At 39.4% G+C, this 19,346-nt stretch carries 13 protein-coding genes and 2 tRNA genes; 5 read left to right on the top strand and 10 right to left on the bottom strand.

The window, feature by feature from the left end; translation table 11 throughout:
• Positions 1-70: 70 nt before the first annotated feature.
• Positions 71-160: transfer RNA gene (locus ABLB96_RS08000), tRNA-Ser, on the bottom strand.
• An 85-nt stretch (positions 161-245) separates the two neighbouring features.
• Complete coding sequence (locus tag ABLB96_RS07995; protein WP_348896459.1) at positions 246-2,276, bottom strand: NADPH-dependent 2,4-dienoyl-CoA reductase; 2,031 nt, start codon at positions 2,274-2,276, stop codon at positions 246-248.
• 373 nt (positions 2,277-2,649) lie between these two features.
• On the opposite strand from ABLB96_RS07995, the gene argG reads away from it, so the two are divergent.
• The gene (gene argG, locus ABLB96_RS07990) at positions 2,650-3,993 is read left to right on the top strand and encodes an argininosuccinate synthase (RefSeq protein ID WP_019458243.1); all 1,344 of its coding nucleotides are present in this window, start codon (positions 2,650-2,652) and stop codon (positions 3,991-3,993) included.
• Between the two features lie 62 nt (positions 3,994-4,055).
• Here the strand turns inward: argG and ABLB96_RS07985 are convergent, their stop codons facing one another.
• On the bottom strand, positions 4,056-5,318 hold the full coding sequence (locus ABLB96_RS07985) for a diguanylate cyclase (RefSeq protein ID WP_348896460.1): 1,263 nt from the start codon (positions 5,316-5,318) through the stop codon (positions 4,056-4,058).
• A 149-nt stretch (positions 5,319-5,467) separates the two neighbouring features.
• On the opposite strand from ABLB96_RS07985, the gene pyrC reads away from it, so the two are divergent.
• The 3 genes from pyrC to ABLB96_RS07970 all read left to right on the top strand — a co-directional run bounded on the left by pyrC (position 5,468) and on the right by ABLB96_RS07970 (position 7,243).
• Positions 5,468-6,502 carry a dihydroorotase gene (gene pyrC / locus ABLB96_RS07980; RefSeq protein WP_348896461.1) on the top strand — a complete coding sequence of 345 codons (1,035 nt, stop codon included), beginning with the start codon at positions 5,468-5,470 and terminating at the stop codon, positions 6,500-6,502.
• Positions 6,487-7,149 carry a ribonuclease T gene (gene rnt, locus ABLB96_RS07975; RefSeq protein ID WP_348896462.1) on the top strand — a complete coding sequence of 221 codons (663 nt, stop codon included), beginning with the start codon at positions 6,487-6,489 and terminating at the stop codon, positions 7,147-7,149. The genes pyrC and rnt overlap by 16 nt, the downstream gene beginning before the upstream one ends.
• An 18-nt stretch (positions 7,150-7,167) precedes the next feature.
• Positions 7,168-7,243 (top strand) — tRNA-Glu (locus tag ABLB96_RS07970).
• A gap of 86 nt (positions 7,244-7,329) precedes the next feature.
• Here the strand turns inward: ABLB96_RS07970 and ABLB96_RS07965 are convergent.
• The gene (locus tag ABLB96_RS07965; protein ID WP_348896463.1) at positions 7,330-7,923 is read right to left on the bottom strand and encodes a DUF2726 domain-containing protein; all 594 of its coding nucleotides are present in this window, start codon (positions 7,921-7,923) and stop codon (positions 7,330-7,332) included.
• Positions 7,924-8,265: 342 nt separating this feature from the next.
• On the opposite strand from ABLB96_RS07965, the gene ABLB96_RS07960 reads away from it, so the two are divergent.
• Positions 8,266-8,949, top strand: a complete 684-nt coding sequence (locus tag ABLB96_RS07960) for a glutathione S-transferase N-terminal domain-containing protein (RefSeq protein ID WP_348896464.1) — start codon at positions 8,266-8,268, stop codon at positions 8,947-8,949.
• A gap of 5 nt (positions 8,950-8,954) precedes the next feature.
• Here ABLB96_RS07960 and ABLB96_RS07955 read toward each other — a convergent pair whose 3' ends face one another.
• The 6 genes from ABLB96_RS07955 to ABLB96_RS07930 all read right to left on the bottom strand — a co-directional run bounded on the left by ABLB96_RS07955 (position 8,955) and on the right by ABLB96_RS07930 (position 19,116).
• Entirely contained in the window at positions 8,955-10,199 is a 1,245-nt protein-coding gene (locus ABLB96_RS07955) for an NADH:flavin oxidoreductase/NADH oxidase family protein (RefSeq protein WP_348896465.1), read from the bottom strand.
• A 185-nt stretch (positions 10,200-10,384) separates the two neighbouring features.
• Complete coding sequence (locus ABLB96_RS07950) at positions 10,385-11,974, bottom strand: dipeptide ABC transporter ATP-binding protein (protein ID WP_348896466.1); 1,590 nt, start codon at positions 11,972-11,974, stop codon at positions 10,385-10,387.
• Entirely contained in the window at positions 11,952-12,962 is a 1,011-nt protein-coding gene (locus ABLB96_RS07945) for an ABC transporter permease (protein ID WP_348896467.1), read from the bottom strand. The genes ABLB96_RS07950 and ABLB96_RS07945 overlap by 23 nt, the downstream gene beginning before the upstream one ends.
• Positions 12,962-14,014, bottom strand: coding sequence for a microcin C ABC transporter permease YejB (locus ABLB96_RS07940; protein WP_348896468.1), 1,053 nt, complete (start codon positions 14,012-14,014; stop codon positions 12,962-12,964). Before ABLB96_RS07940 ends, ABLB96_RS07945 begins: the two co-directional genes overlap by 1 nt.
• Positions 14,015-14,043: 29 nt before the next feature.
• On the bottom strand, positions 14,044-15,879 hold the full coding sequence (locus ABLB96_RS07935) for an extracellular solute-binding protein (protein ID WP_348896469.1): 1,836 nt from the start codon (positions 15,877-15,879) through the stop codon (positions 14,044-14,046).
• 15 nt (positions 15,880-15,894) lie between these two features.
• Complete coding sequence (locus ABLB96_RS07930; RefSeq protein WP_348896470.1) at positions 15,895-19,116, bottom strand: LysM peptidoglycan-binding domain-containing protein; 3,222 nt, start codon at positions 19,114-19,116, stop codon at positions 15,895-15,897.
• Positions 19,117-19,346 lie beyond the last annotated feature (230 nt).

The raw sequence follows: 19,346 nt of genomic DNA, 5'->3' as shown, positions 1-19,346 counted from the left end.
GAATATGATGAGGGGTAAACGCATAGGTAAAAAATAAGCCCTTGTAAAAACAAGGGCTTATTTAAATATTTGGCGGAAGCGGTGAGATTCGAACTCACGGAGGACTCACACCCTCGTCGGTTTTCAAGACCGGTGCATTAAACCGCTCTGCCACGCTTCCATGTGCGTAAGAATACAAAGCTTATTCATTTTATTCAAGAAAAATATCATCGCTTTGTGTTCAAGTGCATATTGTTTCATCAATTTTACAGTTGAGCAGCCAATTCTGCGCCTTCTTTGATCGCACGCTTCGCATCTAACTCTGCTGCGAGCTTGGCACCACCAATAATATGGTAGTTCGCTATAGTCGACTCACCTTCTTTTGGCATTAAGTCTTTTACCGACTCTTGACCTGCACACACCACAACAGTATCTACACGTAAAAGCTGGTCTTGACCATTATGTTCAATCCAAAGCCCTTCATCAGTAACGGCTTTATATTGCACACCACGTAGCATACGCACGCCATGCTTTTTAAGTTGAGCACGATGAACCCATCCCGAAGTCTTGCCAAGACCAATACCAAGCGGTGTTGTTTTACGTTGTAGTAAATAAATCTCGCGTATTGCTGGTTCAACCACGGGTGGCTGCATACCACCTTCAGAAATATAATTTGGATCTGGGTCTACCCCCCATTCACGTTGCCACTCAGCTAAAGGTTGAGGCTGTGGTTGATGTGGTGGTTTTAGTAAAAACTCCGATACATCAAAGCCAATACCGCCTGCACCAATCACAGCAACTTTTTGTCCAACTTCTGCGCCCTTTAGAACTTGAGCATAAGAAAGAACTTGTGGCGCATTACTTCCTTCAATTTTTAAAGCACGAGGGATTACACCTGTTGCCACAATTACTTCATCAAACCCTTCACGTTCAAGTTGCTCACGATTCACACGAGTATTTAAACGTACATCTACTCCTGTTTTTTCAAGTTGAACTTTGAAATAGCGAATTGTTTCGTGAAATTCTTCTTTACCCGGTACAACCTTTGCAAAGTTGAACTGGCCACCTACATCTGCAGTTGCCTCAAATAAAGTCACCGCATGACCACGGCTCGCTGCCACGGTTGCAGCAGACATACCAGCTACGCCGCCCCCTACAACGGCGATACGTTTCGGTTGTTTAGTCTTTAAATAAACCAGTTCTGTTTCATGACCCGCACGAGGGTTAACTAAACATGACACACGTTTATTTTTAAAGGCATGGTCCAAACACGCTTGGTTACACGCAATACAGGTATTAATTTCATCAACACGATTTGTTGCGGTTTTATTGACCCAAAAAGCATCGGCCAATAAAGGACGAGCCATTTGAATCATGTCTGCCTTACCAGTTGCCAAAATCTCTTCAGCAGTTTCAGGCATATTAATACGGTTAGACGCAATCACCGGAATTGAAATATGTTGTTTTACATGGGCCGTATAATCGACAAACGCTGCGCGAGGCACAGAGGTTACAATGGTCGGTACACGTGCTTCATGCCAGCCAATGCCCGTATTTAATAAAGTGACACCTGCTTTTTCTAAAGCTTTAGCAACAATTACTACTTCTTGCATCGTGTTGCCGTCATGTACAAGGTCGAGTAACGATAGACGGAAACAAATAATAAATTTTTCGCCTACTTTTGCACGAATTGCTTTAACAATTTCAACCGGAAAACGCATACGGTTTTCGATTTCACCGCCCCAACGGTCAGTACGCTGGTTTACATGGCGACTTAAGAATTGGTTAATCAGATAACCTTCTGATCCCATAATCTCGATACCGTCATAACCTGCTTTTTTGGCAATATCGGCGCACTGTGCATAGTCTTCAATTGTGCTTTGAATATTTTTTTCAGAAAGCTGGCGCGGTTTAAATGGTGAAATTGGCGATTTAATTGCTGTTGAAGACACTACAAATGGCTGATAACCATAGCGGCCCGCATGCAAAATTTGCATTAAGATTTTTGAACCATGCTTATGAACGGCATGCGTTACCAACCGATGCTGAGGAACATCAAACAGGCTATTCATAGTTCCGCCGGCAGGTGCTAACCACCCTTGACGGTTCGGAGAAATACCACCAGTAATAATTAAACCTACCCCACCTTTGGCACGCTCTTCAAAATAAGCTGCTAATTTGGGGTAGTTAAAAAAGCGATCTTCTAATCCCGTATGCATTGAACCCATGACTACACGGTTTTTAATGGTAGTGAAGCCCAAATGTAATGGTTTTAATAAATTGGCGTAACTTGTCATGCTGCGTCCCAATATTTTTTTGCAACTTGTTGCATAGTACTTTAATACTTTTTTTAAATGTTAGGATGACCACACGTATTTTTTTACGTGTTGAAATTGTCAATTATTCGAGCTTGTGATCCTTTATTTTAATTTTTTATGGGTAATTGAAACGTTGAATCTTTTTTCCTTTTATATCATTTCGTCTAAATTGTCATACTTATCGTAAAACTTTATATTTTTCCAATATTAATCTATTTTTCAAATGAAAAAAAAAGAATTCCTTTCTTAACAGAAAAAAAATCGATTTGAAAAGTGATATAGTACTGAGCGAATAAATTCTCTTGGTCACCGAAGTATTAGGGTGCCTATTTCGAAATAGTTAGGACTAGCAATGACTGATAATGCAACGATCTTGCAGCATGTACCAGTAGGCAAAAAAGTTGGGATTGCCTTCTCCGGAGGCTTAGACACTTCAGCAGCTTTATTGTGGATGAAACAAAAAGGCGCTGAGCCTTATGCATATACTGCAAACTTAGGCCAGCCAGATGAAGATGACTACGATGCAATTCCAAAGAAAGCAGAACAATACGGCGCTGTAAAAGCTCGCTTAATTGACTGCCGCTTACAATTGGCGCTTGAAGGTATTGCTGCAATTCAGTGTGGTGCATTCCATATCAGTACAGGTGGTGTTCCTTATTTCAATACGACTCCACTCGGTCGTGCAGTAACAGGTACCATGTTAGTTACTGCAATGAAAGAAGATGACGTAAACATCTGGGGTGACGGTTCAACTTATAAAGGTAACGATATTGAACGTTTCTATCGTTATGGTTTGTTAACCAACCCAAATCTTAAAATTTATAAGCCTTGGTTAGATCAAAACTTCATCGATGAACTCGGTGGCCGTGCAGAAATGTCACAGTTCCTCATCGACAACGGTTTTGACTATAAAATGTCAAAAGAAAAAGCGTACTCAACTGACTCAAACATGTTGGGCGCGACTCACGAAGCAAAAGATCTTGAATACCTAAATGCTGGTATCAAAATCGTTGACCCAATCATGGGCGTTGCTTTCTGGAAAGAAGAAGTTGAAATCAAACCAGAAGAAGTCACTGTACGTTTTGAAGAAGGTGTACCTGTTGCATTAAACGGTCAAACTTTTAACAATCCGGTTGAACTTATTCTTGAAGCAAACCGTATTGGTGGTCGTCATGGTTTAGGTATGTCTGACCAAATCGAAAACCGTATTATCGAAGCAAAATCTCGCGGTATCTATGAAGCACCGGGTATGGCCCTTCTTCATATTGCTTACGAGCGTTTAGTTACTGGTATTCACAACGAAGATACGATCGAACAGTACCGCATTAACGGTTTACGTTTAGGTCGTTTACTTTACCAAGGTCGTTGGTTCGACTCTCAAGCACTTATGTTGCGTGAAACTGCACAGCGTTGGGTTGCTAAAGCGATTACTGGTGAAGTAACGCTTGAACTTCGTCGTGGTAATGACTACACCATCATGAACACCGAATCTCCAAACTTAACGTACGAAGCTGAACGTTTAACGATGGAAAAAGGCGATTCAATGTTTACGCCGATGGACCGTATTGGTCAGTTGACTATGCGTAACCTCGACATTACCGATACACGTGCAAAACTTGGTATCTATACAGATGCTGGTTTACTTTCAATCGGTCAAGGTTCTGCTATCCCTCAATTAGACAGTAAGAAAAAATAATTCTCTTATGACGTCAAAAAAGGCCACCTAGTGAGGTGGCCTTTTTTATATTTAAAGTTAAGTTAGGCAATTTCAGCAACTTGTAAAGGCTGATAATAAATTTGATTACGTCCCAGTTGCTTTGCTCGATACAAAGCCTGATCTGCGGCATGAATTAATTTATCTTGCCCCAACTTTAACCCGCCCGTATATACGGTAAACCCTAAACTGATCGTGACATACTTCGATACTAACGAAGCAGCATGAGGAATGGCCTGTCTTTCAATGGCTTTATAAATATTGGCCGCTACTGAATATGCACCTTGTGCAGGTGTTTCAGGTAATAGCACGACAAACTCTTCACCACCGTATCGCGCAACAAAGTCAACATGCCGAATTGAGTTTTTAATTGCTGAGGCAATGCTAGAGATGACTTTATCCCCCATCTGATGCCCATAAAAATCGTTATAGTTTTTAAAAAAATCGATATCAATAAATAAAACGGCTAAAGGGCGTTTCTCTTGATTGGCTCGATAGTAGAAAAAATCAAACATTTCATCAAAAGTACGACGATTGGAAATTTGAGTAAGCGCATCTTGTTGGCTCAAATGCAGTAACTCTGATGCTTCAATCCGTAAAATCTGCTCATTAATTTCAGCAAGCTGGTTATTTAGAAAAAGACTTCTTTCCCTTGAAATAAGCATACTGCTAATTGAAAAACCTAAAATACAACTACCAAATAAGGCACGCCCTAGCGCAATATAATCACAGTCTACGTTTAAAAAAATAAGTAAAACAAAAACCAAGATTGCCGCTGATAAGCCGACATATGCCATATGCAACGGCTTAATACCGCTTAAGATAAACCCAAGCATATATAAAAATGAAAGAAGCAACATCGACTGATTTTTAAGTGCCATATTTGCAACACTCAGTAAGAGCATGGCACTCGTAATAATTGATAAAAAGACAATGCCACATGCAGCCAGATAAAAATGCTCAGAAAGCTTTTTGAATCTAGCAAAAATCCAAAAAAGTAATAGCGCAAAAGCAATATTCATGGCGCTAAGCAAACAATGAACAAAGTCCAAAGTAATATAAGGCTCACCTATCACTAAATAGTCGGTTGGAAGAACAAGTAAAATAAAAATTAAATAAGTGAGTATGCCACTTGCTAAAAACTTCGAAATATTCTGCCGAGTCCGATCAAGATTCAAACACCAGAACTTTTTTTCAAGTTGCTTTGGCAAAGCCGTATTGGCGTAACGATGGGTATGTAGCGTGACCAAATATTCAATTTCTTCTTTTGATTTGAGTAATTGATGTACATTTCCCCTATTGACCACTACTCGGTTCCTACATATCTTGCGTTAACAAAATATAACATTATTTTTTAAAGCTCCCTGTGCTTTATTTTGCCATTTGTCCGTAATTCTCGTTACCATTTTCACACTTTATCGATTATCATTTGTTTTATTTCGAAGTTTGAACTGCCTTGAACTCTATTACCCTGCTCCAGCCAGATGATTGGCATGCACATTTACGTGATGGTTTAGCATTAAAACGTACTGTTCCAGATTTGGCTAAACAATTCGCACGCGCGATCTGTATGCCAAACCTTGTACCTCCTGTAAAAACTGTGGAAGAAGCTTTAGCGTATCGCGAACGTATTCTTGCCCATGTTCCAGAAGGCAATAATTTTGACCCTCGTATGGTGCTTTATTTTACGGACCACACTTCACCAGATGAAGTTCGTAAAATTAAAGAATCACAATATGTAAATGCAATTAAACTTTATCCCGCTGGTGCGACTACAAACTCTGACAATGGTGTGAGTGATATTCGCAAAGTTTATGCAGTTATTGAGCAATTAGAAGAGCATCAAGTGCCGTTATTGCTTCATGGTGAAGTCACTCACAATCATGTAGATATTTTTGATCGTGAAAAACGCTTCCTAGATGAGGTATTATCACCATTACTGAAACAGTTCCCAAAACTTAAAGTAGTGCTTGAGCACATCACGACCAGTGATGCTGCACACTTTGTTTTAGAACAAGATCGTAATGTCGCTGCAACGATCACACCTCAACATTTATTATTTAACCGTAATGATATGTTGGTCGGTGGGATTAGACCGCACTTCTACTGTTTACCAATTTTAAAACGTCAAACACATCAAACGACTTTGCTTGAAGTGGCGACAAGCGGTAATCCTAAGTTTTTCTTAGGTACAGATAGTGCACCTCATGCACAAAATGCAAAAGAGAATGCTTGTGGCTGTGCAGGCTGCTATAGTGCACCTAATGCAATTGAGCTTTATGCACAAGCGTTTGACCAAGTTGGTAAATTAGAACGCCTAGAAGGTTTTGCAAGCCACTTTGGTGCTGACTTCTACGGCTTACCTCGTAATACTTCTACCATTACTTTGGTCAAAGAAGATAACCTCGTTCCAGAATCTTTTGATTATTTAGATGATCAAAAAATCATCCCGCTGCATGCCGGGAAAACGCTGCAATGGAGAAAAGTGTGACACAAGAAACCTCTGTCCCGGTCATTGGCCAACGTTTTCGTGGCTTCTTACCTGTTGTTGTTGACGTTGAAACGGCAGGTTTTAATGCCCAGACAGATGCATTGCTAGAAATCGCGTGCATTCCAATTGTGTATGATGCTCAGGGGCAATTTGTCCCTGGTCCTGCATTTCATGCACACATTAACCCTTTTGAAGGGGCTAACCTTGACCGCCGTTCGCTCGACTTTATTGGAATTGATCCATTCAACCCAATGCGTGTTGCTATGGCTGAAGATGAACGTACTGCGTTACGTCGCATTTTTAAATCTGTCAATGAAGTCCGTAAACAGCAACATTGTACTCATGCGGTACTCGTAGGTCACAACGCACATTTTGACCTTGGTTTTTTACAAGCAGCCATTGCTCGCTCAGCTACAAAAAACCAAAACCCGTTCCATAGTTTTTCAGTCATGGATACCGTTACGTTAAGTGCGGTTATGTTCGGTCAAACTGTGCTTGCAAAAGCATGTATTCAAGCTGGAATTGAGTTCGATGGTAAAGAAGCACACTCTGCTTTATACGATACTCAGAAGACTGCTGAACTGTTTTGCTATATTTTGAACAAACTGTCTCCTTACCTCCTTGACAGTTTGGTGGCGGCTTCTTAAGATACCGCCATCCTCAACGTCCCTATCGTCTAGAGGCCTAGGACATCGCCCTTTCACGGCGGTAACCGGGGTTCGAATCCCCGTAGGGACGCCATATTCTTTTTATAAAGAATCATCGCTTCAAATTATTTTATCTCACTTCAAATTTCATCCATGAGATAAATTTCTTATTGTCAAAATTTAAGACTTCAGCTTTACTTCATCAATATGTTGAGTGGGTTGTAATGTTGGATCATCTCTCTCAATAATTATTGTATCAGCGACAAACTTTGTTCTTGTCACAGTTACATTTGGTTCTATTGAAACTTGGGTCAATGAACTTGATGCAATATTGAAATCAACATATATTTGTGCTAACTCTGGGGTTCTTTTATAACGTATAACTTTAAAACCTGCTTCTTGAATTAAAGCATCTCGCTCAGCATCAAACTTTTCTTTTCCTTTATGGCTCGAATCATCTAGTTCAACAATAGCAACTATATTAAATGCTTTATCTAACACAACAAAATCAGCAATTTTGCGATTAAATAAATTACGTGTCGCGTATCCTTGTGCTGTCATAAAAGCACTAAAAGCAACTTGTACCAAAATAATATGTTCAGGCAAAGCTTCTCTTAGCTTCATAAAAGTAGGTTGTTCATTCATAGTAATGATACGCTTTCCCTTGATTGGGTTACGTTTTGCATTTCTATTTTTGCTTTCCCCTTTTTTTAAAACACTTAAAATTGCCAATATCATCATGGCTATTAAAAATATGCCAACAATCGCAAACATCGAATTTCCCCTAAATAAATATAAAAACTATTTTGATTTTCAAAAATACAATTAAAAACGACTAGTTATGCTACCTGCTGTGAAAGGATTTTATTCTTTCAGTAGGCTAATATGGTAACCCAAAACATAATTGTACATATTTGAGCTAGTAGTGTAACGTATGTTAGCAACTTGGGGGATCAAGGTCTAACTGGTTTTAAGACCCATAACTTTACCAGCGGTAATTTCTATATTAAACCTCTTCAAAAAATTATAAATTTATGATTTATCAATATTTTATTATGTTTGAGTTATATTCCACATTATACTAAAAATAGATCAGAACTATAATTTGAACATGACATGCAAATTCGATTATTTCACTTACAAAATTCACGCTCGCAACGCATTATTTGGTTTTTAGAAGAATTAGGACTCAACTATGAGCTAATGACTAAATACCATTCAGATGAAGACAAAAATAATAACTCACCACATCAATTATCAAAATTTCCAACTCTTGAAATTATTGAACAAGGGCAAACTTCAATTTTGGCTGAAACCTCAGCAATCTTAGATTATTTATCTCATTTACATCCTCAGTTGGGACAGAACAATTTATTAAGCCAACAACTTCAAGATTTCTATTATTGGAAAAATTATTGCGAGGCAACATTCATTCCCGATCTAGTACTCAAACAAATCTTTCACCAAATTGCACAGCGTACGCCTTTTCCAGTCCGTTTTATTCCCAAGCTTTTAAAATATGGATTTGATCAAGGTTATCTCAATCAACTATTACAACAACACATGAGCATGATTGATAAACATTTAGAGCATCACTTATGGTTTGTCGGAGATCAATTTACTACTGCTGATATTTTGATGTGGTTTCCATTATTGGCTTGCACACAAAACTACAGCCAGTTTAAACATATACAGCGTTATTTGACCCAAATAGAAAACAGACCTGCCTTTAAAAATGCTTTAATTAAAGGACAATGGTCTGCTTCTATGTTTCAGACTTACTGGGCTATTGCTTGGTAATTTATTTATGCAGACTTACGTGAATTCACGCGCCCTTGAACAATCGCCTTAATATTGCCCTTGGCGTAATTTAAAAACACAATTAATGGTGATAGTTTTGGATTTGGCTTTTTACCCTGTCCAATTGCTTTAAATTGTGCTGCGTACCAAATGATTTCCATAATCGCCATTTTATCGACAAAAGGTAAACCTGTTTTAATTGGTTTTACTGCGTAGCGAACGTCTTGGCCTGCGATTAATCGGTTTGTTAAATCTGTTTCAACAGCAAGTGGACGAGCAATACCAACAAAGTCACATGCCCCGCTTGCCAGAGCAGCATTCATGCCTTCTACTGTACGAAAACCGCCTGTCACCATAAGTTTACATTTTACATGCTGACGAATTTTTTCAGCGAAGTCTAAAAAGTATGCTTCACGTGCAATCGTACTTGCCTTACGTTTATCGGCTTTAACACCAGCCATTGCAGGTGCTTCGTAAGTACCGCCTGAGATTTCAATTAAATCGATACCCGCCTCATCAACTGCTTTAAATACCGAAATCACATCTTCTTCGCTAATACCACCACGCTGAAAGTCAGCAGAGTTAAGCTTCACGGAAATAATAAAATTCTCTGAAGTTGCTTCACGTACCGCTTTATAAACTTCTAGTAAAAAGCGAGTACGGTTTTCAAATGAACCACCCCACTGGTCTGTACGCTTATTGGTTAATGGCGATAAAAACTGGCTAATTAAATAACCATGTGCACCATGTAACTGAACCCCTTCAAAACCTGCTTTTTCACATATGCAAGCAGCCTTTGCAAAGCGGTTAATAATGTCTAAAATTTCTTCATGTGTAAGCGCACGTGGTGTCCCAAACATAGTCGCTAAAGCTGGGCTAAAAGGAACTGCCGAAGGTGCAACCGTTTCTTTATTTAAGCCCTTAGGGCACTGACGACCAGGGTGAGACAACTGAATGAGCTGCACCATGCCATATTGTTTACCGACTGCTGCCCATTCTTTTAAACGTTCCAGATCACGCTCAGTTTCAATAACCACTACACCCGGCTCATTTTTGGCTTCGACATTGACCATGACATTACCAGTGATTGCACAGCCCAAACCACCTTTTGCCCAAGCACCGTACAAACCTAAATGTAAGTCATTCGGCTGCCCCTCATAGTTTGCAAGTGCCTCACTCATTGCACCCTTAATAATCCGGTTTTTAAAGGTGGTATTTCGAATCGTGATTGGTTGTGCAATCTGGCTCATGGTTAACCTCTTTTAATATTTTAGAGCAATTACTCTAATTTAGACGAGTTATAGGTCATGTCAAGGTAAAATCGATAACTGACAATAGCACATGTCAAATTTAAAAAGTATAGAAAACTGCAACTTTTTGCATTAAAAATTTAAATGAAATTTATGCTTATAAAACAAATTTTTATTAAAGTAAATTAAAGACTTTCCATAATTAATTGCTTGGTATATTCAGTTTTAGGATCATTAAATAACTGTTCAGTCGACTGATATTCCACAACTTTTGCATGGTGTAATACCATCACTTTATGACAGAGTGCTTTGACCACATTTAAATCATGACTAATAAAAATATAGCTTAAGTGCTCTGTTTGTTGTAAACGTCGCAATAATTGAATCATCGCTTTTTGTGTCGTTCGGTCTAATGCAGACGTTGGTTCATCTAAAATTAAAAGTTTAGGTTGAACCACTAAAGCTCTCGCTAGAGCAACGCGTTGACGCTGTCCACCAGAAAGCTCGTGTGGGTAGCGATATTGAAAGTCTTCAGCCAACTCAACTTTTACCAAGGCAGATTCAACTTGCTGTTTAATCTGTTTATCAGCGACTCCCTTTACTTTCAACCCTTCGGCAATAATCTGCCCTATTGTCATACGTGGGTTTAAGCTACCAAATGGGTCTTGGAATACAATTTGCAGGTCTGACCTCATCTTACGCAAAGCTTTTTGTTCTAAGTGGTTTAAATCCTGTCCTAAAAAGACAATTTGCCCATCACTTTTAATTAAGCGAACCAACGCCAAAGCCAATGAAGATTTTCCGGAACCACTTTCACCCACAATGCCTAGTGCTTCACCTTGGATAAGCTCAAAACTTAAGTTTTCAATAGCAGTGGTATAACCTTGAATTCGGTTAAAGAAACCACTTCGAATTGGGTATTTAATATTTAAGTGTTGGACAGATAAAATTTTCTGACCAGATGCTAGAGGCTCAGCAAAGCCAAGATCATGATCTAACAATTGCTGGGTATAAATTGATGTGGGCTTTTCAAAAATCTGTTGAAGCTGACCTTGCTCTACAACTTGTCCCTTGTGTAATACTATAAGGCCATTTGCATAACGGCGTACCACATTCAAATCATGGCTAATTAAAATCAGCGCCATGCCATATTTATTCTGTAAAGACTTTAACAACTCTAAAATCTGTGACTGTAAAATCACATCAAGCGCAGTGGTTGGTTCATCTGCAATTAAAATTTTAGGCTGAAGTGCCAGAGCTGACGCAATCATGACCCTTTGCTTTTGTCCACCAGAGAGCTCATGCGGATAACGTTTTAAAATTTGCTCTGGGTTAGCTATTCCTACATCTTTTAATAGTTGAATAACATGTTGCTGTACTTTGTTTTTTGACCAACCTTGTAAAATAAAATGTTCACCGACAATTCTTTCAACCCTATGTAATGGATTTAAAGCCGTAGAAGGCTCCTGAAAAATCATGGCAATTTGGCGACCCCGTATATAGGTTTTCGCTTTTTCGTCTATGTCTAAAATATTTTTGGACTCAATAAGAATACGACCAGATGTTTTTAATTTTTCTGGTAATAGACCCATCATCGCCAAACAGGTTATTGTTTTACCTGAACCACTTTCACCTACAATTGCAAGCGTATCACCAGCTTGTAACTGCAAATTAAGGCCTTCTAATAAAAGCTGACCTTGCGTAGAAATTGAAAGGTTTTCTATTTTTAGCAACGTACCATCTACACTTAAGTTATTTTCTTGGGTCAAATGCATCGCGTGCCGCCTCCCCAATATAAATTAATAATGACAACACAAAAGCTAAGCTAAAAAACCCAGATAAAGCCAACCAAGGTGCATCTAAGTTATTTTTGCCTTGTAACAATAACTCACCTAAAGAAGCCGCATCTGGCGGCAAACCATAGCCCAAGAAATCAAGTGCTGTTAAAGCAATAATATTGGTCGTCAAAATAAATGGTAGCTGCGACAGGCTAGAACTTATGGCATTCGGTAAAATGTGTTTAAAGATAATTCCGCTATCATTTACACCTAAAACCTGAGCGGCGCGAACATAGTCAAGCTGGCGCGCCTTTAAAAATTCCGCACGAACAATCCCCACCAGTACAGTCCAGCTAAAGAACAGCATAATAAAAAATAGCCAATATACATTTGGAGTAAACATGCTGACCAAAATCATGACCATAAACAGCATGGGTAAACCATTCCAGACTTCTACCAGTCGTTGTCCCAACAAATCGGCCCAACCACCATAGTAGCCCTGTACAGCGCCCACTAAAATACCAAATAAGGCTGCACAACCCGTTAAAGCCAAACCAAAAAGTAACGAAACTCTAAGCCCATAAAGTATACGTGCTAACACATCTCGTCCTTGGTCATCTGTGCCTAACCAATTCTGCTTGGAAGGTGGTGACGGCACAGGTACAGCCAAGTCTAAATTAGGAGTCTGATAAGAAAATTGAATAAGCGGCCAAATCGCCCAGCCCTTATGATTAATGAGGTCTTGTACAGCGGGGTCTTTATAATCTGTTTCTGTTTCAAACACACCACCAAAAGTGGTTTCGGGATATGCCTTAAAAACCGGCAAATAATAAGCATCCTCATATTTGACCAACAATGGTTTGTCATTGGCAATGAGTTCAGCAGATAATGACATTATCAAAATGAGGCTAAACAGAATAAAGCTTATCCATCCCAATTTATGTTGTCTAAACTTTTGCAGCCGTGATTGCGCCATGAGAGACATTATTTGCCTCCTTGTGCGTTAAAGTGAATACGCGGATCAATCCATTGATACAGCACGTCGCAAATAAGTCGCAAAAGTAGACTAAAAAGTGTGAAGAAAAATAACACACCAAAAATAACCGGATAATCCCGCTGCACAATTGCTTCAAAGCCTAATAACCCAACTCCATCGAGGTGAAAAATAATTTCAATAAACAGATTTCCCACAAAGAAAATACCTGCTAAAACCTCTGGCAATCCAGCGAGCACCACTAAAATAGCATTCCGAAATACATGCTTATATAAAACTTGCTGATCATTTAAGCCTTTTGCATAAGCGGCCAAAACATAAGGTTTATTGAGTTCTTCTAAAAATGAATATTTGGTTAAATAAGTTAAGCTCGCAAAACCACCTAAAACCATGGTAATAAGTGGCAAAGTCATATGCCATAAATAGTCCATAATTTTGCCAAATAAACTCAACTGATGAAAATTATCTGATACTAGGTTTTGCAATGGAAACCAGTGAAAATATGACCCACCAGCAAAGAAAACAATCAGTAATATCGCAAAGACAAAACTTGGCACCGCATAACCCACCACGAGCAAGAGTGAAGTAGAACGATCAAACCAAGACCCTTGTTGTTTTGCTTTTTTTATACCAAGTGGAATAGAAATGAGGTAAATCAGCAAAGTACTCCATAGCCCAAGTGAAATCGACACAGGCATTTTTTCCCAAAGCAGCTCAACTACTGATTTATCTTTAAAAAAACTTTGTCCAAAATCCAGAGTTAAATAACCTTTTAACATCAATAAGAAACGTTCTACTGGAGGATGGTCAAAACCGTATTGTGCTTTAATTTGCTCGACCATTTCAGGGCTTAATCCTTTAGTACCCTGATAGTACATTTCAGTACCTAATATACGCCCTGCCCCTACACCACTTTGCACCTCATGGATTGCTTGTTCAACAGGTCCACCCGGTGCAATTTGAACAATCACAAAGTTGATCAATAAAATAATGAACAACGTTGGAATCATTAAAAGAAGTCGCTTAAGAATATATGAACCCATATAACAGGATTTCCTTTAGGTACATGTTTTTATTGTTGATGTAAATACTGAGCAACTTTCTTGGCTTGGTTTGCATTACTCCACCAATACTCTATACCAGCAGAGAGCACAGGTTTCACTTTAGGTTGCTGATACATATTCCAGTATGCATACCAATAATCACCTTTTCCATAAGTCGGAATCTGGTAATAGCCTGCTCGAAGTAATCGATCAAGAACATGAGTATAAGTAATTTGCTGTTCACGGTCTTTGGCAGTGACCAGTTTTGAAATAACTTCATCAATGACAGAATTACGAATACCTGCGTAATTATAGTTGCCATCTTGAACGGCTGCGACACTCCCCCAGAACTGAGCCTGTTCATTGCCCGGATTTAAAGATTGCGGTAAGTTCATAGTCGTCATGTCAAAGTCATAACGGCGTGTACGCTCTAAATATTGCGGTGCATCAACTTGGCGTAATTGAATATTAATTCCTAATTTTTTTAAATTTCTTACAAATGGCATGAGTGTTCTTTGTTTACCATCTTGTTGAATAAGAAACTCAATTTGCACAGGTTTAGCTTCAGGCGTATATAACTGCCCTTCTTTAATTTTATAACCTGCCTGAATAAGTAGTTGTCTTGCAATTAACAAATTTTGACGGTTAAAACCACTAGCATCTGAGACTGGATATTTCCAATCTGCCAATACACCTTTTTGCATTATTGGGGAGAGCTTTAGCAATAAAGGCTTTAATATAGCCAGCTCACTCTTTGATGGACGGCCTGTTGCTGCCAATTCACTATTTTCAAAATAACTTTGTAATCGCTGATATTGCCCATAAAACAAAGCTTTGTTCTGCCATTCAAAATCATAGGCATAGGTTAAGGCTTGTCTAAAGCGGATATCGTTTAAAGGTTTGCGCCTTGTGTTAAACACATAACTTTCGGTTGCAATCGGATTATGGTGTCTAAATTTATATTGAGTGACTAAACCAGCTTTTACCGCTGGAAACTGATAGTCAGTGACCCATTTTTTAGGACTAGTCTCTTCATGCAAGGTGTATTGCCCAGATTTAAAACCTTCAAATGCAATATCCCAATTTCGATAGTAGACATATTTTAAATGGTCGAAGTTATAGCGCCCTTTATTAATAGGCAAGTCCTTCGCCCAATAATTGGGGTTTCGTTTATAGCTAATACTTCGTCCTGCATCAATCTTCTCAAGCACATATGGGCCTGAACCTATAATCGGTTGCAAGGTAAGACGTGTAAAATCACGGTTCTGCCAATCTGCTTTTGAATAAATGGGTAAAGTCGCCACGACAAATGCCATTTTCAGGTTATGGTGAGACTTAAAGGTGAACTTAACTTGATGTGGGTTTATCACTTCCGTTTTTGCCAAGTCCGAAAGATACATTTGTAAACCAAAGTTGGATTTGGCCTGATAGATATCAAAGCTAAATTTGACATCTGCTGCGGTTAAAGGCTGTCCATTACTAAACCGAGCTTTAGGGTTTAAATAGAAAGTAACTGACTGCGTTTTTTCAGGATCGTAGGAAACTTTTTCTGCCAGAAGTGGATATAAAACTCCAACTTCGTCGAGTGACTGCGTCATTAAAGTATCAAAAAGATAATTTACCCCTTCTGTCGCGTTTCCCTTGCCGTTCATACTATTTAAGTTATCGAACGTACCTTGTGCCGCCCGACTTAGTACTCCACCTTTAGGCGCATTGGGATTGGCATAAGGCATAGCAGTCATTGAAAGATATTTAGGTTTGGAATGAACTGCAATATAGGGCGTGGTCTGCTGTGCAGAAAAAATAGCTTGCGAAAAAACACTGAGCCCGACTAGCAGGCTCAGTTGAGAATATAACTTTTGCATAAAGTTCTAATTATTCTATAAATTAGGCACTTTAATGATATCGCCAATACGTAATTGCGTCGACGGTGTTAAATTATTGAGTTCCGCCAGTAAAGTCGTTTCTAGACCATATTTACTTGCAAGACCAATTAAGGTATCACCACGTTTAACTTTGTATTCCACTACAGTTTTTGGAATCACAATATTTTGACCGCGTTGTAAGTTAGCATTTGCTTTTAATGCATTCATTTCAGCAAGCTCACGAACTGAAATACCTGCGCGACTCGCAATCGCATTTAACGACTCACCCGCTTTAACCGTATACTTTTCAGTATTTTTGCCTGCTGCAACAGGTTTAGCTGATGATTTTGCTGTATCAGCTTTCGCTGTTTCTACAGTAGGAACATCACCTGTTAGCTTTAAATGCTGACCGACACGCACACTGCTGTTACGAGACAAGCCATTTAATGCAGTCAGGTAATCTAACTGTAAATGATAGCGGCTAGCGATACTTCGTAAGTTATCGCCAGATTTAACGGTATAGGTATCTGGTGTTTCTTCTTTGATATTTTTAGTAGTAGCCTTGCTTGGTGCTTCAACCTCACCTGTCAATTTTAAACGCTGACCAGCACGAACACCTGCTGTACGAGATAAACCGTTTAAATCAGCCAAATAACTTGTCTGCAGGTTATATTTAGCTGCAATCGCATGCAAACTATCGCCTGACTGCACCACATAGTGGTCTGGAACACTTACGCCTGCAGGTACTTTCAAGTTTTGACCAAGTTGTACATGGCTACTCGCTTTTAAGTTATTCAGTTCGGCAAGTTCCGCTAAGCTAATTTTAGACTTAGTCGCAATACTCGATAAGGTATCACCACGCTGTACTTTATAACTTTCAGTCTTATACGACGGACCCGCGGCAAGTTTTTCATATTTACCAGAAGTTTTGTTGTCATCAGATTCGTCAACAGCGGCAACTTCTTTTGCAGGTACATTAATCTTCTGACCAGCCATTAAATTACTACCAGCTGACAAGCCTGGTGTTAGCTCTGCCAATTCTTGGTTCGATAACGCATAACGATCTGCAATTAATTTTAAATATTCGCCACGTTTAACCGTATAGCTCTTTGTTGCAATACGACGTGTACTTGCCTGAACAGCTTTAGACTCTGTCTTAGCCGAATTACGGTTGCCTTTAGGCTCTTTCAAATGCAGTTTTTGACCAACAAATAGACCATCACTTACAGATAGGTCGTTATATTCAGCAAGCTGTTTCACAGACAAATTAAATTGATTTGCCACACCAGTTAAACTGTCATTTGCTTGAACAACATATACATCAGGTTTAGTTGTTGATTTTGAACTAGACTCTACTTCTTGAGGCTTGGCATCATAAAGATATAGGCTAGTTCCTACAAATAAAGTCTTTTCAGGATCAATCTGGTTCCACTTCGCTACGTCACGCCAGTTGACACCATTTTTCATTGCAATAATAGCTAAGGTATCACCTGGTTGTATGGTGTAGGTACTACGTTTACCTTTAGGCGGCACAACTACAACATCAGTATCAGTTTTAATATAAGGCTTATCTTGATTACGCTTTGCATCTTCAGAGTTCGCAACGCTTGCATCTTCAGTTAAAGTTTTCGGATAAGCAAAGCCTTTACTTAACTCTTTACCTTGTTGTTCAGCAACCGACTGACTTGTCTGAATCGCCGTTAACTTAATTTTGCCATCATAAGGATCGACAATTTCAGTACCTTGAGGTGCAATTGCCTTTAACTCAGCAACCACTTGGTCTTTTTCAGCTTGAGTAGCTTGTGGCTGTAGAGCTTGTTCAACTGTTTCCTTCTCACCTTCAGCACGTACTGCCGCTAAAATCTTCTCACGCTCAGTTGCTGAAATTGGTGGTTCTGTACGTACAGGCTTAACATTGGTCGCTGGTGTTACTGCAACCGGAATACGCGGTGCACTTGGTACGTCAGCTGAGGCTGCAAAAGCAGCTAAAGCATCAGAACCACGCGGTGTTGAACCTTTTACAGTCACAGAACCGCTGGTTGTTTTAGCAGGTGTCGATGGTCTTACTGGCTGAACTTGAGTTGCAGGAGTAGTTTTAATTGTAACTGAGCTTGAAGGACTGGTCGTAGGTTTAGATGGCGAAGTGACATTTGCCCACCAGCCTGTACTTCCACCTGCTTTCATGCCTTTTAGCTTATTATCAACTGATGGGCTTATATCAGCCGGAATTAAAATACGCATCGGACTTGCAGGGTCTACTGTTTCACCACGATAACCTGGGTTTAATGCATATAACTCAGCACGGCTAAGCCCTGTTACCGATGCAATTTCATTTAATGATAAAGGTGCAGATAAAGTAACTTCACGGAAATGGGGTCTGTTAGCAATTGGTGGTAATGTCACACCATAAGCACGCGGATTTTTAATAATTTGAGCAACCGCCAAGAAACGTGGAACATAGTTCATGGTTTCTTGTGGAAGTTTTAATGACCAATAGTCAGTTGGTAAGCCAGCTGCTTGGTTACGGTTAATCGCTTGTTGAATACGACCCGGACCAGCATTATAGGCTGCCAAAGCCAATTCCCATGAACCAAACTGGTTATATAAGCTTCCTAAAAACTCATATGCGGCACGTGTAGATTCGACAACATCACGGCGACCATCGTACATACCGGTTTGTTGTAAACCATAGATACGACCCGTACTCGGAATAAACTGCCATAAACCTGCTGCTGCTGCACTACTTGTTGCAGCAGGGTCATATGAACTTTCAATTACAGGCAATAAAGCGAGTTCAGTTGGAAGACCACGGCGCTCTGCTTCTTTCACCGTATGATATAAATAGCGACTTGCACGAGCACTTAAACGGTCAATATAAGGCTGACGTGAAATAAACCAGCTACGCTGTGCTTCAATACGAGAGTCCCAATGGTTTAAGTCCATTTTGAAACCCACAGCCATACGCTTCCAGACGTCACCGTGTTTTAAAATGAGTAAACGGTCGCCTTCTACAGCACGCATATCTGTTGCTGAAAGTAAATCTTCTAACGAGTCTAGACTGCTTGCATCAAGATAGCCTGCTCCACTGACCTGTTTTGATTTCGAGGTTTTTGCAGATTGCGGAGTCGAAGAGCAGCCTGTTGTAATACCCAACGCAGCTAAAGCAGAGCTAAGTACTGTAATTTTGAATAATGATGCTGCAGATGGCTGCCACACAAATGTGGTTGGTTTATACATAAAAACTTCCAAACAACTCGCGTAATATTTCTTGGGGTCTGCCCACAAACCCTAGGTCTTCGATGCCATTGTAGTAAAGCATGCAGGATAGACAAGGCAATAATTTAATGTCATTTGCATGGAAATGTTACAAGAAATTAAAAAAAGCTTGCTTTGTAACGATGGAACCGAACTTTTTGCGTATACAATACACCATATTCAGCTCTTTTTCTTTCAGTTTAGGTTTCGAT

The organism is Acinetobacter sp. XH1741, assembly GCF_041021895.1.
Lineage (GTDB): Bacteria > Pseudomonadota > Gammaproteobacteria > Pseudomonadales > Moraxellaceae > Acinetobacter.
The sequence above is the reverse complement of the archived record's forward strand: the minus strand, read 5'-3'. Positions and strand labels throughout refer to the sequence as shown.